Annotated in this window: 21 protein-coding genes; 10 read left to right on the top strand and 11 right to left on the bottom strand. The window is 62.3% G+C overall.

Annotated elements, in window-relative coordinates:
* Positions 1 to 166 precede the first annotated feature (166 nt).
* Positions 167 to 622 (top strand): Hsp20 family protein, encoded by a 456-nt coding sequence (locus V1273_RS22710; protein WP_334381703.1) that lies wholly within the window; start codon positions 167 to 169, stop codon positions 620 to 622.
* A gap of 83 nt (positions 623 to 705) precedes the next feature.
* On the top strand, positions 706 to 1,023 hold the full coding sequence (locus V1273_RS22705) for a hypothetical protein (RefSeq protein WP_334381704.1): 318 nt from the start codon (positions 706 to 708) through the stop codon (positions 1,021 to 1,023).
* A gap of 75 nt (positions 1,024 to 1,098) precedes the next feature.
* On the opposite strand, the gene V1273_RS22700 is transcribed toward V1273_RS22705, so the two are convergent.
* On the bottom strand, positions 1,099 to 1,311 hold the full coding sequence (locus V1273_RS22700; RefSeq protein WP_334363470.1) for a hypothetical protein: 213 nt from the start codon (positions 1,309 to 1,311) through the stop codon (positions 1,099 to 1,101).
* A 175-nt stretch (positions 1,312 to 1,486) separates the two neighbouring features.
* Here V1273_RS22700 and V1273_RS22695 point away from each other — a divergent pair, with 175 nt between their 5' ends.
* Positions 1,487 to 1,756, top strand: coding sequence for a hypothetical protein (locus V1273_RS22695; protein ID WP_334363469.1), 270 nt, complete (start codon positions 1,487 to 1,489; stop codon positions 1,754 to 1,756).
* A gap of 142 nt (positions 1,757 to 1,898) precedes the next feature.
* On the opposite strand, the gene V1273_RS22690 is transcribed toward V1273_RS22695, so the two are convergent.
* Together V1273_RS22690 and V1273_RS22685 are read right to left on the bottom strand one after the other, a co-directional pair.
* Positions 1,899 to 2,528, bottom strand: a complete 630-nt coding sequence (locus V1273_RS22690) for a transglutaminase-like cysteine peptidase (protein ID WP_334363468.1) — start codon at positions 2,526 to 2,528, stop codon at positions 1,899 to 1,901.
* A 332-nt stretch (positions 2,529 to 2,860) separates the two neighbouring features.
* Positions 2,861 to 3,478 (bottom strand): PilZ domain-containing protein, encoded by a 618-nt coding sequence (locus V1273_RS22685; protein WP_247513120.1) that lies wholly within the window; start codon positions 3,476 to 3,478, stop codon positions 2,861 to 2,863.
* Positions 3,479 to 3,695: 217 nt separating this feature from the next.
* On the opposite strand from V1273_RS22685, the gene V1273_RS22680 reads away from it, so the two are divergent.
* Complete coding sequence (locus V1273_RS22680) at positions 3,696 to 4,469, top strand: enoyl-CoA hydratase-related protein (protein WP_334381705.1); 774 nt, start codon at positions 3,696 to 3,698, stop codon at positions 4,467 to 4,469.
* A 9-nt stretch (positions 4,470 to 4,478) separates the two neighbouring features.
* Here the strand turns inward: V1273_RS22680 and V1273_RS22675 are convergent, their stop codons facing one another.
* The 5 genes from V1273_RS22675 to V1273_RS22655 all read right to left on the bottom strand — a co-directional run bounded on the left by V1273_RS22675 (position 4,479) and on the right by V1273_RS22655 (position 8,095).
* Positions 4,479 to 5,207 (bottom strand): amino acid ABC transporter ATP-binding protein, encoded by a 729-nt coding sequence (locus V1273_RS22675; RefSeq protein ID WP_334410896.1) that lies wholly within the window; start codon positions 5,205 to 5,207, stop codon positions 4,479 to 4,481.
* Positions 5,194 to 5,844: an amino acid ABC transporter permease gene (locus tag V1273_RS22670; RefSeq protein ID WP_028349152.1), complete on the bottom strand. Its 651-nt coding sequence runs from the start codon at positions 5,842 to 5,844 to the stop codon at positions 5,194 to 5,196. Before V1273_RS22670 ends, V1273_RS22675 begins: the two co-directional genes overlap by 14 nt.
* Positions 5,845 to 5,847: 3 nt before the next feature.
* The gene (locus V1273_RS22665; protein WP_334363465.1) at positions 5,848 to 6,510 is read right to left on the bottom strand and encodes an amino acid ABC transporter permease; all 663 of its coding nucleotides are present in this window, start codon (positions 6,508 to 6,510) and stop codon (positions 5,848 to 5,850) included.
* Positions 6,511 to 6,532: 22 nt separating this feature from the next.
* Positions 6,533 to 7,309, bottom strand: a complete 777-nt coding sequence (locus V1273_RS22660; RefSeq protein WP_334363464.1) for a transporter substrate-binding domain-containing protein — start codon at positions 7,307 to 7,309, stop codon at positions 6,533 to 6,535.
* A 231-nt stretch (positions 7,310 to 7,540) separates the two neighbouring features.
* A complete protein-coding gene (locus tag V1273_RS22655; protein ID WP_334410895.1) occupies positions 7,541 to 8,095 on the bottom strand; it encodes a PAS domain-containing protein in 555 nt (184 codons plus the stop codon).
* Positions 8,096 to 8,689: 594 nt separating this feature from the next.
* Here V1273_RS22655 and V1273_RS22650 point away from each other — a divergent pair.
* Together V1273_RS22650 and V1273_RS22645 are read left to right on the top strand one after the other, a co-directional pair.
* Positions 8,690 to 9,493 (top strand): rhomboid family intramembrane serine protease, encoded by an 804-nt coding sequence (locus tag V1273_RS22650; protein ID WP_334363460.1) that lies wholly within the window; start codon positions 8,690 to 8,692, stop codon positions 9,491 to 9,493.
* A 188-nt stretch (positions 9,494 to 9,681) separates the two neighbouring features.
* Positions 9,682 to 10,110 (top strand): CBS domain-containing protein, encoded by a 429-nt coding sequence (locus V1273_RS22645; RefSeq protein WP_213289447.1) that lies wholly within the window; start codon positions 9,682 to 9,684, stop codon positions 10,108 to 10,110.
* Positions 10,111 to 10,183: 73 nt separating this feature from the next.
* On the opposite strand, the gene V1273_RS22640 is transcribed toward V1273_RS22645, so the two are convergent.
* Positions 10,184 to 11,239, bottom strand: a complete 1,056-nt coding sequence (locus V1273_RS22640; RefSeq protein WP_334363458.1) for a patatin-like phospholipase family protein — start codon at positions 11,237 to 11,239, stop codon at positions 10,184 to 10,186.
* Between the two features lie 234 nt (positions 11,240 to 11,473).
* On the opposite strand from V1273_RS22640, the gene V1273_RS22635 reads away from it, so the two are divergent.
* Both V1273_RS22635 and V1273_RS22630 read left to right on the top strand, forming a co-directional pair.
* A complete protein-coding gene (locus V1273_RS22635; protein WP_334368944.1) occupies positions 11,474 to 12,547 on the top strand; it encodes a hypothetical protein in 1,074 nt (357 codons plus the stop codon).
* A gap of 250 nt (positions 12,548 to 12,797) precedes the next feature.
* Complete coding sequence (locus V1273_RS22630) at positions 12,798 to 15,281, top strand: putative bifunctional diguanylate cyclase/phosphodiesterase (protein WP_334410894.1); 2,484 nt, start codon at positions 12,798 to 12,800, stop codon at positions 15,279 to 15,281.
* Positions 15,282 to 15,283: 2 nt separating this feature from the next.
* Here V1273_RS22630 and V1273_RS22625 read toward each other — a convergent pair whose 3' ends face one another.
* Positions 15,284 to 15,847 (bottom strand): nitroreductase family protein, encoded by a 564-nt coding sequence (locus V1273_RS22625; RefSeq protein WP_334363457.1) that lies wholly within the window; start codon positions 15,845 to 15,847, stop codon positions 15,284 to 15,286.
* A gap of 82 nt (positions 15,848 to 15,929) precedes the next feature.
* Entirely contained in the window at positions 15,930 to 17,975 is a 2,046-nt protein-coding gene (gene thrS / locus V1273_RS22620) for a threonine--tRNA ligase (RefSeq protein WP_334381709.1), read from the bottom strand.
* Positions 17,976 to 18,271: 296 nt separating this feature from the next.
* On the opposite strand from thrS, the gene V1273_RS22615 reads away from it, so the two are divergent.
* On the top strand, positions 18,272 to 19,462 hold the full coding sequence (locus V1273_RS22615; protein WP_334363455.1) for an MFS transporter: 1,191 nt from the start codon (positions 18,272 to 18,274) through the stop codon (positions 19,460 to 19,462).
* Positions 19,463 to 19,542: 80 nt separating this feature from the next.
* Positions 19,543 to 21,879, top strand: coding sequence for a TonB-dependent receptor (locus V1273_RS22610; RefSeq protein WP_334381710.1), 2,337 nt, complete (start codon positions 19,543 to 19,545; stop codon positions 21,877 to 21,879).
* Positions 21,880 to 22,027: the final 148 nt, after the last annotated feature.

Raw genomic sequence — 22,027 nt, 5'->3', positions numbered from 1 at the left:
GCCTAAAAATTTTTGTCGGCGGCATTGAAACCAAAAGGCGGTTTTCTAATTTTTTTGCTGCCGCCGCTGGGCGGCGGTCCGGGCGCCTGATGGGTCCGGCCTTGAGACGGGCACCGGTCGTGTCCGGTGCCGCTCGTATCCAACTTGCTCCATGGAGGATTTGGCTATGCGCACATACGATTTCTCACCCCTTTGGCGCTCGACCATCGGCTTCGACCGCCTCTTCGATCTCGTCGAAACCGCGCAACGCGCCGGCGAGGATAATTATCCTCCCTACAACATCGAGCGGCTGGGCGAAGACCGCTATCAGATTTCGCTGGCCGTCGCCGGCTTCGCAGTCGACGAGATCTCCGTGACCGCCGAGCAGAACACGGTGACGATCGAAGGCCGCAAGGCCGAGAAGGACCAGCGCGAATATCTCTATCAGGGCATCTCCGCGCGTCCCTTCAAGCGCCAGTTCAGCCTTGCCGATCATGTGCAGGTGAAGAGCGCATCGTTTGAGGACGGTTTGCTTCGGATTGAGCTGTTCCGGGAGGTCCCGGAAGCGATGAAGCCACGTCGCATCGCCATCAACGGCGCGGCGCCGAGCAACATCCAGCAGATCGAGGCGAAGGCGGCCTAAGGCCGTCGCGCCCGGCGAAGGGAAAGGCTTCCGCCGAGCATTGCGGGCGAGAAGCGCCTTCTACCTTTAGGGAGGATGAACCGATGATCGGTCAGACGGACAATGTCTTTGACCTGAATGCCGTTCTGCATCCGGCGACCGTGTTCGACCATCCGCGCGATGTGGTCGCCGACGCGACACTTTCGCTGAGCGAAAAGCGCGCGATCCTCGCCTCGTGGGCGTCGGATGTGGCGGCCCTGACTTCGAATCCCGCGCTGCGCGAGCTGGCGGGCACGAGGCGCCTCGTGACCATCGATGAGGTACTCGAAGCGCTTTCGATGCTCGACCGCAAACCGCCGGGATCGCCCGGCGGCAAGCCGATGCGGCAAAAATCGACCTCGCGCGTGGCGCTGGCGGCGTAGTCGTCAGATCAAACACGACAATGCGCGGCGGCCTAAAGGCCGTCGCCGTTCATTTGCGCCCCGTCGAAATCGCCGTCAGGCCGATTTGCGGTGGACCACCTCCGCCAGCACGCGATCAGCCACAGCCTTCAGGCCGCCAAGAGTGGTATTTCCTTTCCTGGCAGCTTGAATGAGTTTCATGGCAATCTTTTTTCGGGTTTCGTGGTCGCCACCGTGTTTCAATCCCCTGCAGGCTTCTTCCAGAACCACATCCAGATTTGCCGCGGTACGGTCGTCCACATGGATCATCTTGGGCCTCCAAGCCGACGAAAATAGAGGACCAATTTGAGCGACAAGCCGTCGGTCCTGTCTGTCTGCCAGTGGTCATATAAGGGATTTAAATGCTCGCAACTTGCAGCCGCAGGCCTAAGGTCATCCCTTATCAAAATACCCATGCGGCGCCGCTGCCGCGCTTGAGCCTCGGTTGAAACCAGTCAGCCTGCAGCAAATGCAAACCCTGCATGAGCGGGCGACCCGATCTGCACCGTGTACTTTCCGACGGGCGCCGTCATTTCGCTGGTCGTCGCGCTGCCCACCGGAGAGATCGTCGAGGCCGCCATGGTGGGATGGCATCATCAAATACACCCGCGGCAAAATCCATATCCTCGATCTGGAAGCGCTGCGGGAGGCGGCCTGCGAATGCTACGACACCGTCAACTCGCATGATCGCGCGCTGCTCGGCGACCAGTACTAGAATCAGGTGCAAAGCTGCGAGTGAAAGGCCGCAAAAAAGTTGCGGCCACCCTTTGGGGGAAGGGTGGCCGCGCGCGAACCGGTCTGGGACGGGGAGGGGTGGGGATGTGACCGGGTCGCGGGTTGGTAAATTCCTTCTCTCGTTATCGATCGCGTGACGAGGCAGTGGCGACCGCCGGGCGGCTGTCACCGAGCGAGACCCATACGTTCGCGTCGCTCTGCGACTGACGCTTGACGAAGCGGTAGCCGGTCTCGGTCCAGGCCAGGACGTTTTCGTTCTGGTTGTCGAGAACGAACTCACCCTTGTCGGTCTTCACCGTCAGCACTGCGTGGCCTTCGCCCTTCTTGTCGCGCACCACCGTGATCAGCAGCGCCTCGCGCGGCCATCCGGCGTCGATCAACATCTTGCGCTTCAGAAGCACATAGTCCTCGCAGTCACCGTAACCGTCCGTCGGCAACGACCATTTCTCGATCACGCCCCAATGATCCATGTCGGTGATCGGCTTGACGGTCTCGTTGACCCACTTGTTGACCCGCAGCAGATCCCGCCACGCCGTCTGCGACATCACGATGTCGCGCGGCTGTGAAGCGCCGCCGCGGCACTCGCCCACGTTTTCAGCGCAGAATTCGACCCAGCCGATCGGCGAACGCGCGGTATCGCCCAGGCTGGCATAGAGCGCGTCGCCGGCTTTCGCCGAGACGCTCATCGAAGCGTTCATCCCTATCAGGACGGCGATCACCGCCAGTCCCTTCCCCTGTCCCCTGAACAACATCGTGGCCCCCGTTTCTTGTTGGGACCACGTTTCGCACGAAGGATTTGCGCCGGCGCTAAGTCGGGCAAGTACATTTAACGCGAATACTAGTAAAGCTAGCGGCGAATTCGATCTATACTTGAATAGATTTCGAATAAAATTTGAAACAACTGCAATTGATTCAAATTGTACGGATTAACGTCTGTGGCGCTGCAGTAGCAGGGGAATGCGCGGGCAAAAGCGCCCCCCGTTAACCGACTTTGGCGGGGGCCGGACAGCGAAAAGCCGGCATCCGGCAACCCGGATACCGCCTTTGGACGCTGAAAAATCAGGGATTTTTGGCGGCTGACGCTTTACCGCGCGGTAACCGCGTCTTCGAGCGCCTCGGCGACTTGCTCGTGGACGAACTCGAGCGCAAAGCCTTCTTCGAGGTTTCGCACCACGCGGGACTGCACCTTGCCGAGCATGACCAGCGACTTCAGCGGCGGGCGGTTCTCCGCGGCGATCGCCGCGCCCGACAGTGACAGGTCGATGATGCGGCAAGTCATCTTGCTGCCGTCCTCGAGGGTCAGTAGCGCGATCGGGTTGCGCGGCACGATGCGGTCGTGGCGGCGGTCTTCGGGCAGATTGAGGATATCGCGGTTGGCGAGCCAGGTGAGCTGGGCGGCGAGCTTGTCGCGCTTGCGCGCGGTGGCGCCGACCGTCATGGCAAAGCCGTTGTCGATGATGCGGGTGATTTTGCCCTCGACCCGGCCGATATGGTCGAGATAGGCGATCACGCGGTCGCCGACATTGCCGATGCCCGGCGCGAGCAGCGCCAGTCCCCCCGGTGACATGTTAATAATCTGGCAAGGAAATTCGCGGCGATCCGGCAGCATGTAGCGGCCGAGCAAGTGAACCTTGACGCGCTGAAAGCGCCGCCGCTCCTCCGCGGACGGCACAGTGGTAGTTTTCTTTTGCGCAAACGACATCTTCGCCACCAGACAGCCGGTCCTTCGGCGTCAGGAAGACCCTAAGGCCGACAGGGTTAACGATGTGTTAGCGCCGGTTGCATGAAGCGCTCAAGATTTAGGGGCGGACAATTTGGCGCGCTGCGGCGCGCTTGGCGCGCGCGGAAAGTGATGTTTGGATTATGGCACGCGTCGCGCCCGGCCGGGCCGGCCCAAAACGTCAGCAGCGGAGGAATAGATGCCCGGAGTGAAGCGAGAGCGCGATGGCAACGTCCACGTGCTGATACTGGACGAGCCCGACACCCTGAACGCGATGACGCCCGCTCTCCTGGGGGACCTCGCCGTTGCCATTGGTGAAGCCAACGATGATTCGCAGGTGAGGGCGTTGGTGCTGACGGGCGCCGGGCGCGGCTTCTGCTCGGGCCAGAACCTCAAGGCGGCGGAAATCCTGGGCGACGACATCGCGGCCGGCGTGATGAAATATTACTGGCCGGCGTTCAAGGCGCTACGCGAATGCCGCGTGCCGGTCGTGGTCGCGGTCAACGGCGTGGCGGCGGGCGGCGGATTCAGCCTTGCGATGGCGGGCGACATGATTGTTGCCGCACGTTCAGCTCGCTTCATTCAGGTGTTCAGCCGCATCGCGCTGGTCCCTGATCTCGGTTCGACCTGGCTGTTGCCGCGCCTCGTCGGCCGGCAACGTGCGCTCGAATTGATGATGACCAACGAGCCGCTGTCTGCCGACCTGGCAAAGGAATGGGGATTGGTCCGCGAAGTGTTCGACGATGCGGCGCTTCGTGACGGGGCGCTTGAGCTGGCGCGCCGGCTCGCTGATGGCCCGACGCGGGCGCTGGTCGCGACGCGCCGCCTGATCGACGAGAGCGAACACGCCAGCTATGCCGACCAGTTCCGCCGCGAGATCGAAACGCAGGCGGAAATTCGCCTGAGCGCGGACGCGGTGGAAGGGCGCAAGGCCTTCCTCGAGAAACGTGCGGCGGTGTTTACCGGACGCTGAGGCCGAAACTCAACCGACCTGGCCGACGAACTGCTGCAGTTCCGGGGTTCGCGGGGCGGAGAAGACCTCTTTCGGCACGCCTTCCTCATGCACCTTGCCGTGATGCATGAAGACGAGCTTGGTGCCGACGTCGCGGGCGAAGCGCATCTCGTGCGTCACCAGAATGAGCGTCATACCCTCGCGCGCCAATTGCTCGACTACGCGCAGCACCTCGTTGACCAGTTCGGGGTCGAGGGCGGATGTGATCTCATCGCACAGCAACACCTTCGGCCGCATCGCCAGCGATCGCGCGATCGCGACGCGCTGCTGCTGGCCGCCGGAAAGCTCGCTCGGATAGGCGTCCATCTTTTCCGACAATCCCACCTTCGCCAGCACCTCGGCGGCGGTGGCGCGCGCTTCGGCCTTCGATACCTTATTGACGACGGTGGGCGCCAGCATCACGTTCTCGGCGGCCGTCAGGTGCGGAAACAGATTGAACTGCTGGAACACCATGCCGACATGGCGGCGCAGTTCGCGCAGGTTGGTGTTGGCGCCGGCGACCTCGATGCCATCAGCGACGATGCTGCCGGATTGATAGGTCTCCAGGCCGTTGATGCAGCGGAGCAGGGTGCTCTTGCCGGAGCCGGAGCGCCCGATGATCGCCACCACGTCGCCCTTGGCGATGTCGAGCGAGACGCCTTTCAGCACCTCATTCGGGCCAAAACTCTTCCTGACGTCACGGATGCTAACGAGCGACATTGAGGCGGCCTTCGATTTTCTTCGCCCACCAGGACAGCGGGAAACACAGACAGAAATAGATCAGCGCGACCAGCGAGTAGACCAGGAACGGGCGGAAGGTCGCGTTGTTGAGCATGGTGCCGGCCTTGGTCAGTTCGACGAAACCGATGATCGAAGCGAGCGCGGTGCCCTTGATCACCTGTACCGAAAACCCGACCGTCGGCGCCACCGCGATGCGCGAGGCCTGTGGCAGGATGACGTAGCGCATCTGTTCGATGTAGCTAAGGGCGAGGCTGGAGGAAGCCTCCCATTGGCCCTTCGGGATCGCTTCGACGCAGCCGCGCCAGATCTCGGTCAGGAACGCGCTGGTCCAGAACGTCAGCGCCAGCGTCGCGGCCATCCACGGCGAAACCTCGACGCCAAACAGCGCGATGCCGAAGAAGAACAGGAACAACTGCATCAATAGCGGCGTGCCCTGGAAAAACTCGATGTAGATCTTGGTGAACCATTCCAGCGGCGCGATCCGCGAGGTGCGCATGAACAGCAGCACCAGTCCGACGATGCCGCCGCAGAAAAAGGCGATCAGCGACAGCACGATGGTCCATTGCGTGGCGATCAAGAGGTTGGAGAGGATGTCCCAGAAGCTGAACTGCAGCATCGTTCACCTCGCCTTGAAGATGACGCGGCCGAGCGCCCGCAAGAGCGAGCGCGTCAGCATCGCCAGCAGGAGGTAGGCCAGCGCAACGAACAGGTAGACTTCGAAGTTGCGGAAGTTTCGCGAGGCGATGTAGTTCGCGGCATAGGTGAGGTCTTCCGCCGAGATCTGCGACACCACCGCCGAGCCAAGCATCACGATGATGATCTGCGACGACAGCGCCGGATAGATTTTTCGGAACGCCTGGTTCAGCACGATGTGGCGCAGCACCTCCCATTTGCTCATCGCAAGGCTCAGGCCGGCCTCGATATGGCCTTTCGGAACCGCCTCGATGCCGGCGCGGATGATCTCGGTCGAGTAGGCGCCGAGATTGATCACCATGGCGAGGAAGGCGGCGGTGGTCTCGCTGAGTTTCAGCCCGAGCGCCGGCAGGCCGAAGAAGATGAAGAACAACTGCACGATGAACGGCGTGTTGCGGATCAATTCCACGTACACAGCGACGATACGGCCCAGCCAGCCGGGCCCGAAGGTGCGCGCCGCGGCGCCCGCGGTGCCGACCGCGATGCCGACGACCGTCGACACGATAGTCAGTACGATCGTGAAGGCCAGCCCGTACAGAAGCACGTTCCAGTAGGGAAGCAGCTCGGCGAATTGCAGCTTGTAAGACACTGCGGGCGTCCCAGCGTTACACCTAGAAGCCGGGGGGCAGCGGTGCCTTCAGCCACTTCTCCGACAGTTTTCCGATCTCGCCCGATGCTTTCGCCTTGGTGATGATCTCGTTGACCTTGGCGAGCAGCGCCGGCTCGTTCTTGTTGAGCCCGACGTAGCAGGGGCTGTCCTTGATCACGAATTTCAGCGTCGGTGCGCGGGCAGGGACCTTCTCGGCGATCGCAGCCGCGACCGTGTTGCCGGTGGCAATCAGGTCGACCTGGCCGGACACGAAGGCCGCGATGGTCGCGTTGTTGTCCTCGAAACGCTTGACGGTCGCATCCGGCGCCGAGGCGGTCAGCGCCTGCTCCTCGATCGCGCCGCGGGTGGCGCCGATGGTCTTGCCCTTGAGGTCGGCTGCGCTCGTCACTGCGATCGCCTTGGTACCGAACACGCCGGAGAAGAACGGAGCATAGGCGATCGAGAAGTCGATGACCTTTTCGCGCTCCTCGTTCTTGCCGAGGCTGGAAATCACCAGGTCGGCCTTGTTGGTCTGCAAATAGGGAATGCGGTTAGCGCTGGTCACCGGAATGATTTCGGTCTTCACCCCGAGTTCCTTGCCGATCAGATTGGCCATGTCGATGTCGTAGCCCTGCGGCTTGAGATCGAGCCCGGCGGAGCCGAACGGCGCAAAATCCTGCGGCACAGCGATCTTGATCACCTTGGACTTCATGATCGAATCGAGAGCGTCGGCATGGGCCTGCGTCGCCACCGCGGCAGTGGCAATTGCAGCGGCAAGCATCAATCTCTTGAACAGCATACTTAGGATCTCCGAGGTTACGGCGAAGACGCGCCTCCGAGATTTTCTCTCGGTGCGTCTCATTCAGCGGATGTGGCCCGGCTCCACGTCGCGGTTCGACCCTGCCTGACGCCTCGCATTTAGGCAATGCTTGGCCGTGCTTTTTTTGGAGGCTCTTTGTGGGTCGATTTCGAGCATGATCACGCGACCATGCGTTGGGCTGCAGCGTTCGACATACCCAACGGTTCGTGACTACCGCAGGCCCTCATACACCATGAAGCCGCGCGCGATCGCGAGCTTGCGCAAGGCGCGCGGGACGAATTTTTGCGGCCGATGCAGATAGCGCCACGACGTCACCTTGAAATCCCTGATCGTGCCGAGATCGCTTTCGAACGGCGCCAGCAATCCGGTCAGGCTGATCGGCGCATGCGCGCGGTTGTTGAATGGCAGTAGCAGCAACTCCAGATGCGCCGTCGTACCATCTTGCGAAGTCGCGGTGATGCCGGCAATGGCCGCCAGCATTTCTTCGGCGATGTAGCTGATGATGTCCTCGATCTCGCGGCGGCTGTCCGGAGTGAACAGCGCCGAGAAACTCGTGTCCTTCATGTCGCGGCCGAGCAGGGCGCAGACCCGTGTTCCGGCGACACGAAACGGATAGCCGGCCTCGTTGTCATAGGACAGCACGAAGATGTCGCCGAGCAGCTCGCGCACCGCGCCGGGTTCGATCTCGCTACGGTCCGGTGCCCGCGCGTCGCCGCGTTTCGCGTCCCAATAGGCGAAGAACTCGCGGCTCGATGGGTGTTTCATGCTTACCTTCCCCGGCTTGCCTTGGCGGGACACATCTGTCCCGCTTTTGCGCAACACGCCTTCCCTTGTTCGTTGTGCAGGACAGGCTGTGCAGCGTCCATGCCGGGGACGCGATTCGGCCGCGTGGGGCGCGGCTTTGCGTTGTTAACGTTAAATTAACTATGAGGTTGGCGGTGGCGCTGCGGCGCGCGTAATGTGGAACGCATCAGGCGGCGCCGACTTATCTGTTCGGCGCGGTTGGTACACAGGTGGCATCAAACAGTTTGGTCATCGCGCGGGGAGGGGCGGGGGATGTGATCCCGGCTCCAGGCGCGAAAAGGCCAGCAAGACAAGGGAGAGCTTTCTCAGAGCTCTCCCTTTTTTCTTTTTGCAGGCTCGTGTCCCGGACGCAACGCAGCGCCCCTTTAGCGGTGCGCCTCAGGGCCAGGACCCAAACAGACTGCATGGTGGGTCCCGGCTCTGCGTCGCACCTCCGAGGAGCGCCGCGCCGCGTCCGGGACACGGATAGCTGCGATTGTGCACTTGCACAGGGCGGGCAAAGCCGCCTATCTGGGCCCATACGACTCGAAGCCGCCAGCTAAGGTCCTGGACCCCTTGGAATCCCAGTCTTACTCATCCCCGGTCGGGCCGCCGGACGCCCCGCACGAGCCGATCTTGACGCTACCAGGCGCGCTCACGGCCTATATCGCGCTGATCGCTGCGATTCATTTGCGGGTGCTGCTGCCGGTTGAACTGGAGAACTGGACCATCGACGTCTTCGGCTTCATTCCGAAGCGCTACGATTCCACCTTACTCAACATCAACATCACCTTTCCCGGCGGGGCCGGCGCCAAGATATGGACCTTCGTCACCTATTCGCTGCTGCATGCCAATCTCAGCCATATCGGGTTCAACCTGTTGTGGCTGTTGCCGTTCGGTAGCGCGCTGGCGCGCCGGTTCGGTGCCGTCAGGTTCTTCGTCTTCATGGCGGTGACGGCCGCGGCGGGCGCCCTGGCGCATCTCGTCACCCATGAACACACGATCGCGCCAATGATCGGCGCCTCGGCCTCGGTATCCGGCGCGATGGCCGCCGCCATCCGCTTTGCCTTCGTGCGGGGAAGTTTTCTTTCGTTCCACCGGGGCGATGCGGACGCCGCCGCGAAGGTTCCGGCGTTGTCGCTTTCCCGGGCGTTGCGCAACGCGCGCGTGCTCGGATTTCTGGCGGTGTGGTTCGGCGTCAACATCATCTTCGGCCTTGGGTCGATTTCGATCGGCGCCGAAGGCGCCAGCGTTGCCTGGCAGGCGCATATCGGCGGATTTCTCGCCGGCTTGATGCTGTTTTCGCTGTTCGATCCGGTACCGCGTGCGACGCCGCATGCCGCGGATGCTTCATGGCCGGACGAGTCTGGCCGCGTCTGATCGCCGCTTGCGGCGAGGGCCGATTTCATTCATCATCCGCACTGGTTGTAACGCAAGCCAATGCCGCTGCCATGGATGACAGCCGCGCGTGCAAACTGCGCCCTGAAACGAAACCGGCGCGGAACTGTTGATTGAAGACTCACGGCAAGTCCGGCCCCTTGGGCACGAACGGATTCAGGGAGGCGACAATGACGGTACGTTCAATTCTCGACACCAAGGGCCATCAGATCACGAGCATCGAGCCGGATGCCAAGCTTTCGGCCGCGATCAAGATCCTTGGCGAACGCAAGATCGGCGCCGTGCTGGTGATGAACCAGGGACGTGTGGAGGGGATCCTTTCGGAGCGCGACATTGTCCGCGTGTTGGGCGAGCGCGGCGCCAGAGTGCTCGAGGAGCCGGTCAGCGAGGTCATGACGAGCAAGGTCGTGAGTTGCCGGCAGTCCGACACCGTCGCGGGGATCATGGAAATGATGACGCTCGGTAAGTTCAGGCATCTGCCCGTTATCGAGGACGGCAAGGTGGTTGGCCTGATATCGATCGGTGACATCGTCAAGCGCCGTGTCCAGGAATATGAGGCCGAGCAGGAAGCGCTGCGCGACTACATCAAGACGGCGTGAGCTTTTTTGACGCGTTTTCTTGGCGTGACCCTCGGATCACGTCCGCGGGCAAGCTTCGCTTGAGAAAGCTACGCTATTCCTTGTCAGGCTTTTCGAGCGCCTTCTCGGCTTCGATCTGCGGCGGCGCGAGGATATGGATCGCCTCCTGGATCGAATCGATCGCCCGCTCGGCCGCTTTCACGCCGTGGGCGATCAGATCGTCAGCGCGATGAAAATCGAACCAGCCGATCTTGCCGACGCGGGGCGAGATCAGGAGGTCCGGCGGATCGCCGGCAAGCCGAGCGCGGGTGATGCGGTCCTGCATGATGTTGAAAGCATCGACCATGACCGAGGAGATGCCCGGCCGTCCCCCGCCACCGAAGAATTCACGCTTCATCGTGCGCTCGGCGGAGAAGAACTTTCCGATGCCGCGTTTGCGCGGCCCGGGTTCGGGCAGCGCTTCCGGCATCACCGATACCGAAACGCCAGCCGTCTGGCCGTGGGAATAGATCGTCGTGGCGTGCGCGAAGACATCGCTGGAGAGATTGGCAGCGATCACGATTTCCGCGCCGAGCGCGCGCGCCGCCGACACCGGCACCGGATTGACCAGGGCACCGTCAACCAGCCAGCGGTCGCCAACCAGGATCGGCGAGAATATTCCCGGCAGCGCGTAGGAGGCACGCATCGCGTCCACCATTGGGCCATGGGTCAGCCAGATTTCGTGGCCGGTGCGCACTTCGGTCGCGACGGTGGCAAATTTCACCGGCAGATCCTCGATCAGGCTTTGGCCGAGCGCCGCCTCCAATTGGGCCGCAAGCTTGGCGCCGCCGATCAGGCCCGAACCGTTCAGGCGGATATCGAGATAGGAGAGGACCGTTCGCGGCTGCAGGCTGCGTGCCCATTCTTCCAGCGTGTCGAGATGTCCGGCAGCAAAAGCGCCGCCGACTACGGCCCCGATCGAGGTTCCCACCACGACGTTGGGCATGATTCCGTGAGCCACCAGCGTCCGGACGATGCCGATATGGGCAAAGCCGCGTGCGGCGCCGCCACCCAGCGCCAGTCCGATCACCGGCCGGCGGATACTGCCGAGCCCTACCTTGTCGTCGGCACCGGAGCCTTTTTGGCCGCGGCCCATCCAGCTATCCAACACGCAAGCCCTCCGGCTTCAACGATAACCGCCGCGGCGCTGCCGCGCCAGAATTGTCCATTCCAATTCCGGATGCATGGTTTATGCCCGGCGAATGCCGGCCTAGGCAGGGAATGTGACTGGACCACGACCGCTGCATTAACATCGGGTGCCGGTGCGGGTTCCGCTAGCAAGCGCCTCGCCAAACTTCGGCCACGAAGGCTTGAATTTGCCGCGTTTTCAGTGAAAAGCATGGCGATGATTTCGGGCGGCAACGGTATCGCAGGATACGGGCGGGGCAGATGGCCTTTTCCGGCGCTGGGCGTCGCCTTCACGCTGGTTGCTTTGCTTCTTCCAGCCCCGGTTTCGGCCCAGTGGTTCTCGGACCGCCCGCCACCGGTGCCGCCCGCCGTGGTTCCGGACACTCAGACCGGGCCTGCCATGAATCTGGCGCCGCCATCGGGGACGGGGGCGATTCCACCGCTTCCCGCGCCGCTGAACCAGCCGACCATCGTTCAGCCACAAGTCACCGCCGTGCCGCCGGTGGTACCGCCGCCGGGTGCGGCCACTGCAGGTCAGGGGGTGCTATCGCTGACGGCGCGCTACGGCAAGGATCTGCCTGTCATCAACGGCGGACTGGTGTGGCGGGTATTTGCCGACAAGCCCGACGATACCGGCACGTTCAAGCTGATCCGCGAGGAGCGCGGCGCGACTCCGAACATCGTGCTGCCGCCCGGCAATTACGTCGTCCATGTGGCTCTCGGCCTGGTCAGCGCGGTGCGGGCGGTGAGCCTGAAAGCAGAGACGGACCGCGTGGCTTTCGTGCTTCCGGCCGGCGGACTGCGCATCGAAGGCCGCGTCGGCACCAGCAAGATTCCCCCGAACCAGATCTCGTTCGCGATCTACAAGGGCAGCCAATTCGAAGGCTCCGAACGCACCCCATTGCTTCCGAACGTCGCCGCGGGCGACGTCGCGCTGCTGCCGGAGGGCACCTACTACATCATCTCCAACTATGGCGACGCCAATTCGGTGGTGCGTTCCGACATCCGCGTCCAGGCCAGCAAGCTGACGGACGTGACCGTCTCCCACCGCGCGGCGGTGATTACGCTGAAACTGGTCAGCGACAGGGGCGGCGAGGCTCTCGCCAACACCGCATGGTCGGTGATCACGCCAGGCGGCGACGTCATCAAGGAATCGATCGGCGCGTTTCCGCGCGTGGTGCTGTCCGAAGGCGAGTATCGGGCGATTGCCAAGAACGAAGGCAAGGTGTTCGAGCGCTCCTTCAACGTCGTCAACGGCGTCGACGGCGAGGTCGAGGTCGTGGCGCGCTAGACCATAGCCTTTTCGAGCGAAAGCATACCCTCGGACTTGATCCGAAGGTATTTCCGGTTCGCGTGAAGAAACGCGGCAGTTAAGCAGGCCTGCGCATTTGGCTGTCATAGTCTCTAATGCGCACTAACCATCGCACAACTTAGAACTGTCATAATCGCCATATCGGCGTACCGCCGCCGCCATTTTTACATAGCCTTAAACCCGGCTGCATTGGATGCCCGGGGACTGAGTGCGCGTAGCGGGGCAGGTTATGGTTGCGGCCAACAGATCATCGAAAAAGTCGTCAGAAAAATTCAACACCGAGATGTTCGCCGACGTCCCGGTCCTGAAGCGCAAATGGCAGGCTGCATTGCGTCCGGGCGAGAAGCTGCCACGCTATGAAGACGTCATGCTCGGCAGCCTCGGCCGGCTGGCGGATCACGTCGTGCTGCTTCGGAACGACAACGACACGCTTTCCGTCTCGCACACCGGCCGCTACGTCCAGCAATGGCTGAATGATGATCGCTGGGACATTTCCTTAAGTGCATTGCCGCCGGATTGCGCGACCGCGCTCGGCGAGGCGGCATCCAACGCGCTGCAGAACTGCCGCCCGTACCTCGCCACGGCGCATTGCGTGCGCGACGGTCTGGTTAGGACCTATGATGTGCTGGCGCTCCCGACGTTGTCGCGCTGGGGCGGTACCCTGATCGGGACCTATGTCAACGAGCGCGATGCGCAATTCAATCTGCTGGACACGATCTTCTCAGCGACCGACGAGGGCGTGCTATCGCTGGCGGCTGTTCGCGATGCGGACGGGCAGCCGTCCGATTTCCAGATCGTCCATCTTAATCAGGGCGCCGCGCGACTGCTGCGGCAGCCGTCGACGGAGTTGTTATGGCGACGGCTTGCCGCGGGCGGAAACCTGTTATGCGCGCCGGAGGTGACCGAGCGTCTGCGCGACATCGTCGTCAGCGGCAATGGCGATCAGATCGAAATCGATGGTGAGGACCGCTGCCTGCGACTGGGCGTGACGGCGTTCGGCGACATGCTTTCGTTGACGGTCTCCGACGTCACGGCGCTGAAGCGACGCGAGGTTTCGTTCCGCCTGCTGTTTGACAACAATCCGATGCCGATGTGGGTGTTTGACGCCGAAACGACCCGGTTCTTGAATGTCAACGACGCGGCCGTGCGCCATTACGGCTACCCGCGCGAGACGTTCCTGCAGATGCAGCTTCGCCAGATCTGGCCGGAGGACGAATGGGCCAGCCACAGCCAGGCGCTGCGGCAGCTCGGCGACATCTACAATTCGAGCCGCGACTGGCGGCATCTCAAGGCCGACGGCAGCGAAATCCACGTGCTGACGTTCGGACGGCGCGTCGCCTTCGACGGACACGACGGCTATCTGGTGGCCGCGGTTGATATTACAGAGCGCCGCGCGGCGGAGGCGCGGATCGCCCACATGGCCCATCACGACGGCCTGACCAACCTGCCGAACCGCGACTTCTATCAGGAGCGCCTCCGCCGGGCGCTCGAACGGGCGGCGTCCGGCAACAGGCGCGTGGCGGTGCTGTGCGTCGATCTCGACCTGTTCAAGAACGTCAACGATTCATTCGGCCATCCAATGGGCGATCGTCTGTTGAAGGCGGTAGCCGAGCGGCTGAAGTCCGAGGTTCGTGGCGACAATCTCGTCGCCCGGCTCGGCGGCGACGAGTTCGCCATCGTGATGGTCTCGGAGGTGTCGCCGAACGAGGTGAGCGACTTTGCCGACCGACTGATCGGTGTGTTGAGCGCGCCCTACGACCTCGATGGTATCGAGGTCGTCATCGGTGCCAGCGTCGGCATCGCGCTGTCGCCCGGCGATGGTGCAAGCTGCGAGGAATTGATGCGCAACGCCGACATGGCGCTCTATCGGGCGAAATCGGATGGCGGCAACGTTCATCGCTTCTTCGAGCGCGAGATGGACCGCCAGGCACAGAAGCGCCGCGACATGGAGCGCGACCTGCGTCGCGCCTTCGCGAGCGGCGAATTCGAACTGCACTATCAGCCGCTGGTGGATATTGCCGCCAACCGTATCAGCGGTTTCGAATCGCTGTTGCGCTGGCGCAGTCCGGAAAAGGGCATGATCTCGCCGGCCGATTTCATTCCGGTCGCCGAAGATATCGGATTGATCGTGGCGCTGGGCGAGTGGGTGCTGCGCGAGGCCTGTTCCGAAGCTGCGAACTGGCCGGAAGACATCAAGGTCGCCGTCAACCTGTCGCCGGTCCAGTTCCGCAGCCGCAACCTGGTTCAGGCGGTGATTTCGGCGCTGGCGCATTCAGGTCTGTCGCCGCGGCGGCTCGAACTCGAAATCACCGAGTCGGTCTTTTTGGCCGAGACCGAAGCCAATCTTGCGATCCTGCATCAGCTTCGCGAGCTCGGCGTCAGCATATCCATGGACGATTTCGGCACCGGTTATTCGAGCCTGAGCTACTTGCGGAGTTTTCCATTCGACAAGATCAAGATTGATCGCTCATTCGTGAAAGACCTCGCCCAGCGGACCGACTGTGTCGCGATCGTACGCGCAATCTCCGGCCTCGGGCGCAGCTTGAACATCACGACGACAGCGGAAGGCGTCGAGACCATGGACCAGCTCGACTGGCTGCGCGCCGAAGGCTGCAACGAGGTGCAGGGTTTTCTGTTCAGCGCGGCGAAGCCGGCATCCGAGCTCGAGGCATTGCTGTCCGATTTTGGCGCCCGCGCCTCGAGGGCTGCCTAGGCCTAAAACCGCGTCACGATTTCGGACAGCGCCGGGCGAGGGCGATCTTCGACCGGTTTCGACGGTGTGCCGATATGGATGAAGCCGGCGAGTTTTTCGTCCGCCTTCAATCCGAGCCCGTCGAGCACGTCGCGGTCGAACGCGAACCAGCCGGTCAGCCAGCAGGCGCCGTAACCGAGCGCGGTGGCGGCGTTGACAATGTTCATCGCGCTGGCGCCGGCGGACAGCTCCTGCTCCAGGGGCGGTACTTTTGGATGCGGCCTGGTGAAACTGACCACACCGATCACCAGCGGCGCGTCCATCAGCCGGCGCTTCTCGATCTCGATATCGGCAGCCGGCGCCGACGGATTTTTACGTTCAAACACCGTGGCGATGACCTCGCCTGCGCGAAGGCGCCCGTCGCCCTCGAACACGATGAAGCGCCAGGGCGTCAGCTTGCCGTGGTCCGGCACCCGCGCGCCGATGGTCAGAATAGTCTCGAGTTCGCTTGGCGTCGGGCCGGGCCCGCTCATCTCGCGGGGCTTTACCGAGCGGCGGATCTTCAGGAGTTCAAGGGCGTCGGGCACAAGGGTCTCTTTCGTCGGAAATGGCTGTGCCAGAGATAGTGGCACAGCCGCTTCAGCGGAAGCCGATTTAGACCGATTATGATCAGGCGGCCGCCCGCATCCGCTTCACGTCCGGCGGCGTTGCTTCCTCGACGAGGGCGGCCAGCGCCTCGTCGGTCGGCATCACCTTCTGCCCGTCGCTGCCGAGCCGGCGGATCGAGACCGAATGGGTCTCGGCTTCCTTCTTGCCGACGACGAGCAGGGCAGGGATCTTCGCCAGCGAGTGCTCGCGGACCTTGTAATTGATCTTCTCGTTGCGCAGGTCGATCTCGACGCGCAAGCCGGCCCTTCGTGCGGCAGCCGCGACCACCTTGGCGTATTCGTCGCCTTCGGAGGTGATGGTCGTCACCACAACTTGGGTGGGCGCCAGCCAGAGCGGGAAATTGCCGGCAAAGTGCTCGATCAGGATGCCGATGAAACGCTCCATCGAGCCGCAGATCGCGCGATGCACCATCACCGGCGCCTTCTTCGAGCCGTCGGCATCGATGTAGAACGCGCCGAACCGTTCGGGCAGGTTGAAGTCGACCTGCGTGGTGCCGCATTGCCAGTCGCGGCCGATGGCGTCGCGCAGCACATATTCGAACTTCGGCCCGTAGAACGCGCCTTCGCCAGGGTTGATCGCGGTCTTGATGCGGTTGCTGCCGCCGGCCTGAATTTCCGCCAGCACGGTGGCCATCACGCGCTCGGCATGATCCCACATCTCGTCGGTGCCGACGCGCTTTTCCGGCCGGGTCGAGAGCTTGACCGTGAGCTCGCCTTCGAAGCCGAAATCGGCGTAGGTCGACAGGATCAGGTCGTTGATCTTGAGGCACTCCTCGGCGAGTTGGGCTTCGGTGCAGAAGACATGTGCGTCGTCTTGCGTAAAACCGCGCACGCGCATCAGGCCGTGCATCGCCCCCGAGGGCTCATAGCGATGCACCACACCAAACTCCGCAAGGCGTAGCGGCAGGTCGCGATAGCTCTTCAGCCCGTGCTTGAAGATCTGAACATGGCCGGGACAGTTCATCGGCTTCAGCGCAAACCAGCGCTTATCCTCCGCCTCGTCGCCGGCCGATTGTGCCGCGAACATGTTCTCGCGGTACCAGTCCCAGTGACCCGAGGTTTCCCACAGCACCTTGTCGAGGATCTGCGGCGCGTTAACCTCGTCGTAGTCGCCGGTCAGGCGGCGGCGCATATAGGCAATCAGCGCCTGGAAAATGGTCCAGCCCTTCGGGTGCCAGAACACCACGCCGGGGCCTTCTTCCTGGAAGTGGAACAGATCGAGCTCGCGGCCGAGCTTGCGGTGGTCGCGCTTCTCGGCTTCCTCGATCTGCTTGAGGTAAGTATCGAGCTCTTCCTGCCTGGCGAATGCCGTGCCGTAGATGCGCGTCAGCATCGGGTTGTTGGCATCGCCGCGCCAATAGGCGCCCGCCACCTTCATCAGCTTGAAGGCGTTGCCGATCTTGCCGGTCGAACTCATATGCGGGCCGCGGCACAGGTCGAACCAGTCGCCCTGGAAATAGATTTTTATGGGCTCGTCGCCGGGAATGGTGTCGACCAGCTCGACCTTGAAGGCCTCGCCTTTGTCGCGGAACACCTGCTTGGTCTTTTCGCGATCCCAGACTTCCTTCGTGAAGGGCTTGTCGCGCGCGATGATCTCGCGCATCCGCTTTTCGATCGCCGCGAAATCTTCCGGCGTGAACGGCTCGTTGCGGAAGAAGTCGTAATAGAAACCGTTCTCGATCACCGGGCCGATCGTGACCTGCGTGCCCGGCCACAGCGACTGCACCGCTTCGGCCAGCACATGCGCGCAGTCGTGCCGGATCAGTTCGAGCGCGCGCGGGTCTTCACGGCTGATGAGTTCGATCTTCGCATCGTGCGAAATCGGATCGTTGAGATCGGCGACCACGCCGTCCAGCGCCATCGCGACCGTGCGCTTGGCGAGCGAGGGCGATATACCCTTGGCGACGTCGAGCCCGGTGGTGTCCTTGGCGAAATCGCGCTTCGCGCCGTCGGGGAAGGTGAGGGTGATTTTTTGCACGGGTTCGGCCGGTTTCAAATTCGCAAGGCCAAATTGGAACCCCGATGCGGGTGCATTGCTGTCAGGCATTGGCGTCTCCTAAAGCTCACTCCTGCGAACGAGCGCAGGTAAGCGGGAAAGCAGCGGTATAGCAGGGGATTCGGCCCCTGCAATCGGGCAATTTCGCGAAATAGGCCGTGATGGCAGGGCCGCAGGGCAAACATCTGGCCCCATCGTCCGGGAAAGAATGCTTCCCCGTCACGGCGACGTACGCAGAGCCGCTCGGCATCAGCGCCGTCAAATCAATGAAACTCATAACGAGCGATGACAAATAATCCGGTATCGCGTCCTTTTCTTGGCACGGCCCACAGTCTACATGCATCTGCATGAAACATGTGCCCGGGCCCGTCCACGCCGAGCGCCGCTTTGCACCGACTGCGCTGATGCTCGGCAACGTCGTCACCGGCTGCTCGGTGCTGGCCCCGGCGGGCATGCTGGTCGAACTGTCTGCCGGTCTTGACGTCTCGATCCGCACCGCTGGTCTTCTGATCACCTTCGGCGCGATCATGCTGTGTGTCGGTTCGCCGGTCACGGCGTGGCTGACTTCCAAGATTGAGCGCCGCACCCTGCTGACGGCCACCCTTGCGGTGCTGGCGCTTACCAACATTGCCTCCGCCTTTGCGCCTGACTATGCGAGCCTGCTCGCCATTCGCCTGGTCATGCTGGCAATCGGCGCGCTCTACACGCCGCAAGCGGCGGGAACGGCCGCACTGATCGTGCCTGAAGCAAGACGCGGCAGTACCATCGCCTATATCTTTCTCGGCTGGTCGCTGGCTGCAGCCGTCGGCCTGCCGGCGATCACCTTCATCGCCAGCCGCTATGGCTGGCAGGCGGTCTATGGCGCCATTGGTGCAATGAGCTGCCTGAGTTTCCTCCTGCTGGCGTGGCGTCTGCCCCGCGGGCTGATGGGTGCGCCGGTCGACCTCAAGACCTGGGCGGCCATCGGCCGCAACCGGATGATCCTGCTGTTGCTGCTGATCACGACCGCGCAGATGTCCGGCCAATTCGTGGTGTTCACCTATATGGGCCCGTTGCTAGCGCGGCTGACGGCGGCGGGCCCGGACCCGATCGCCGTGGTATTCGCCGTCTACGGTATCTGTGGTGTCATCGGCACCGCGATCGGAACCCGGATCGTCGATTCCTGGGGCGCATGGAAGACTTCGATGCTGTTCACGTCGGTGTTGCTGGCTGGCGTGGGCGGATGGGCGCTCAGCGCCGGCATCTATCCGCTGATGGCTGTCTCCGTCGCGATTTGGGGTATTGGATTTGCTTCCACCAATTCGATGCAGCAGGTGAGGTTGGTCGGCGCCGCGCCTGCGCTGGCGTCCGCATCGGTGTCGCTCAACACATCCGTGCTCTACGTCGGACAGGCCATTGGTTCGGCCATCGGCGGTTTTCTGTACGCGCGCGATTTGCTCTTCGCCAATGGCTATGTCGGGGCGACCTTTGTCGCGTTGGCGCTGGTGACGGTGATTCTAACCAAGCCGAAAAAGGGCCAGGGAAGCGCACCGCGCTGATGCTGGCCGAAGACTTTTGACATCCTTACGCGAGTTCCATAGATGTAATGTTATAACATTGCGCTATGGGGCTGTAAGTAATGGAAAAGATTGGCAATTGGTGTGAAGTCGGGAGGCGGATCGGACGCCGAATGCGGTTTTTGGCAGTTCTGGCCGCAGCATCCTTTGCCGCGGGCGGTGCACGGCCCGCCATTGCTCAAACCGTTCCTCAGGCTGTCCTGCCTCCGATTACGGTGGAAGGACGGCCAGCCACCAAGCAAAAGCAGCGAACGAGCAAGCGCTTGCAGATGCGGGCTGCGTCCGTCGCGCGCCAGGCGCAGACCGGCGCGGATCGAGCGCCGCAAGGCCCAATCGACGGATGGCCAGGTGGCTTGCCGCGCGACCACATCCGTTCGACGACCGATCTCAACGTGCCCAATACGACCGGATCGCGACTGCCGGGCACGGCTCGCGACATCCCGGGCAGCGCGGAGAGCGTCAATCAGGCGACGATGCAGGAGCGAGGCAAGACTAGTTGGGTGGACGCCCTTCAAGGCTTGACCGGCTTTACGTCCGCCGTCCGGCCAGGAGCTGCCGGCGTTGCATCGACGCGGGGGTTCACCGAGAACGGCATCGCAGTGCTCTATGATGGAATCCGTGTCACCAACACCACGATCAGCACGCGCAACTACGACAGCTTCATTTTCGATAGGGTAGACGTGCTGCGCGGACCGGCGTCGGTCCTTTACGGTGAAGGCGCCATCGGCGGCGCCGTCAATCTCGTTCGCAAGCAACCGAGCGGGGTCACCGAGCCGTCGGAAACAATCTCCTCGCTCACTACTCGCGAAGGCGTCCGCCAGGCCGTGGGAAAGGGAGGTCCGCTGGGGAATGGCTTCTCTTATCGACTCGACGGCGTCGTCAACGGATACAACGGCCCGGTCGATGACAACCAGGTCAGATACGGCAATGTCGCAGGTGCCTTGCGCTGGGATGTGACGCCGCAATTGTCATCGACCGTCGACTTTGACTACATGAAATCGAAAATCGAGAACGCGTATTGGGGCACGCCCCTGGTGCGAGGGAAAATCCGCTCCGATCTCCGCGAGGTCAACTACAACAACCTGCCGAACAACAAATACGACGACAGTGTGCTGTGGCTGCGCTGGAATACGACGTATGACACCGAGGAGCTAAAGATCCGCAATCGCTTCTGGTCCTATCAATCCGATCGCGATTGGATCAACACGTACCGCTTTGCCTATATTCCCGCAGGCGGCACCTGCTCTTTCCGCGGGCAGAACCTCCTCAACAACACCGGTACAGACCAAGTCTGCCGGCAAACATGGGAGAATCTCGGCTACGACCATCGCTTTATCGGCGATCGTTTCGACGTGAACTGGAACGGCAGCTTGGGAGCGATGCCGCTGTCGACGGTCATGGGCGTTGAGGTTGCAAGCACGCGATGGGACAGTCCGCGCAACGAGGTGACATCGCTTCAACTCGTCGATCCCTATAATCCCGCACCGACGGACTTCTTCACCCGAGGCACTGCACGGACACAAAACGTGCGCGCGGATCTGACGCAGAAGGCGGTTTTCGGCGAGGCGCGCCTGGAGGTGCTCAAAGGGGTCAAAATTGTTGGCGGGTTTCGAGTCGATCAAATGGAGGTGGACTACAATCGGCGGCCGGCGAACCAGCTCTACAGCAAAACGTTCGAACCCAGCACCTATCGCATGGGTGCACTGTGGGACATTCGCGCCGACACGACGCTCTACGCGCAATATGCAACTGCGGTTGAGCCGCGCTTCGCTCTGTTCACATTGGGCGTCACCGACACTCCCTTCAGCCTCACCAATGCGCGCCAGGTGGAGGGCGGTATCAAACACGCCTTCGCGAACGGACGAGGTGAGCTGTTGGCTGCCGTCTATCAGATCGAAAAGACCGATATCCCCTCAACCGATCCTCTGACGGGATTTACGGTTCAGGTGGGCAAGCAGTCATCCCGCGGCTTTGAGATTTCCGGCAGTTATCGCCCGATCGAGACTTTGCGCCTTGAGGCGAACTTTGCCTACGTGAATGCCCGGTATGACGAATATCGAACAAGTACGACCGCGAATTACACGGGCAATACGCCGCCGAATGTGCCGCAGGTCGTGGCGAACTTTGGTGCCACGTGGCAGCCGTTTACAAACTGGGCGGTCGGCGCGTGGATCAATCACAGGGCCTCCATCAACGCTGACGATGCCAACCTCGTGACGTTGCCGTCGGCCACCATCGCGGATGTTTTTGCCACCTACCGTTTTGCGCAAAACGCCGACCTGACATTCCGCGTTCGTAATATCACCGACGCGGTCTATGCAGCTTGGGCTACGGATGCGAACTACGTCATTCTCGGCGCGCCGCGGACCTTCGAGCTTTCTCTCCGTACGCGGTGGTAGGTAGATCCTGGAATGCTCGTTCGCAGCAGGCGTCGTCGTGCTCCGCCGGCTGCGACGCGCATGGTTTCCGAGGCCGGCAAAGCGTTCGTGTTCGGACATGGGACACGCGCAATCAAGATGACCATTCGATCCGGGATGATGGCAGGCA

It is taken from the genome of Bradyrhizobium sp. AZCC 1721, from assembly GCF_036924715.1.
Lineage (GTDB): Bacteria > Pseudomonadota > Alphaproteobacteria > Rhizobiales > Xanthobacteraceae > Bradyrhizobium.
The sequence above is the reverse complement of the archived record's forward strand: the minus strand, read 5'-3'. Positions and strand labels throughout refer to the sequence as shown.

Excerpts from the sequence above, each read along its gene's own strand:
- V1273_RS22710 (WP_334381703.1), top strand. The coding sequence starts at position 167 with ATGCGCACATACGATTTCTCACCCCTTTGGCGCTCGACCATCGGCTTC.
- V1273_RS22705 (WP_334381704.1), top strand. The coding sequence starts at position 706 with ATGATCGGTCAGACGGACAATGTCTTTGACCTGAATGCCGTTCTGCAT.
- V1273_RS22700 (WP_334363470.1), bottom strand. The coding sequence starts at position 1,311 with ATGATCCATGTGGACGACCGTACCGCGGCAAATCTGGATGTGGTTCTG.
- V1273_RS22690 (WP_334363468.1), bottom strand. The coding sequence starts at position 2,528 with ATGTTGTTCAGGGGACAGGGGAAGGGACTGGCGGTGATCGCCGTCCTG.
- V1273_RS22685 (WP_247513120.1), bottom strand. The coding sequence starts at position 3,478 with ATGTCGTTTGCGCAAAAGAAAACTACCACTGTGCCGTCCGCGGAGGAG.
- V1273_RS22680 (WP_334381705.1), top strand. The coding sequence starts at position 3,696 with ATGCCCGGAGTGAAGCGAGAGCGCGATGGCAACGTCCACGTGCTGATA.
- V1273_RS22675 (WP_334410896.1), bottom strand. The coding sequence starts at position 5,207 with ATGTCGCTCGTTAGCATCCGTGACGTCAGGAAGAGTTTTGGCCCGAAT.
- V1273_RS22670 (WP_028349152.1), bottom strand. The coding sequence starts at position 5,844 with ATGCTGCAGTTCAGCTTCTGGGACATCCTCTCCAACCTCTTGATCGCC.
- V1273_RS22660 (WP_334363464.1), bottom strand. The coding sequence starts at position 7,309 with ATGCTGTTCAAGAGATTGATGCTTGCCGCTGCAATTGCCACTGCCGCG.
- V1273_RS22655 (WP_334410895.1), bottom strand. The coding sequence starts at position 8,095 with ATGAAACACCCATCGAGCCGCGAGTTCTTCGCCTATTGGGACGCGAAA.
- V1273_RS22645 (WP_213289447.1), top strand. The coding sequence starts at position 9,682 with ATGACGGTACGTTCAATTCTCGACACCAAGGGCCATCAGATCACGAGC.
- V1273_RS22635 (WP_334368944.1), top strand. The coding sequence starts at position 11,474 with ATGATTTCGGGCGGCAACGGTATCGCAGGATACGGGCGGGGCAGATGG.
- V1273_RS22630 (WP_334410894.1), top strand. The coding sequence starts at position 12,798 with ATGGTTGCGGCCAACAGATCATCGAAAAAGTCGTCAGAAAAATTCAAC.
- thrS (WP_334381709.1), bottom strand. The coding sequence starts at position 17,975 with ATGCCTGACAGCAATGCACCCGCATCGGGGTTCCAATTTGGCCTTGCG.
- V1273_RS22615 (WP_334363455.1), top strand. The coding sequence starts at position 18,272 with ATGAAACATGTGCCCGGGCCCGTCCACGCCGAGCGCCGCTTTGCACCG.
- V1273_RS22610 (WP_334381710.1), top strand. The coding sequence starts at position 19,543 with ATGGAAAAGATTGGCAATTGGTGTGAAGTCGGGAGGCGGATCGGACGC.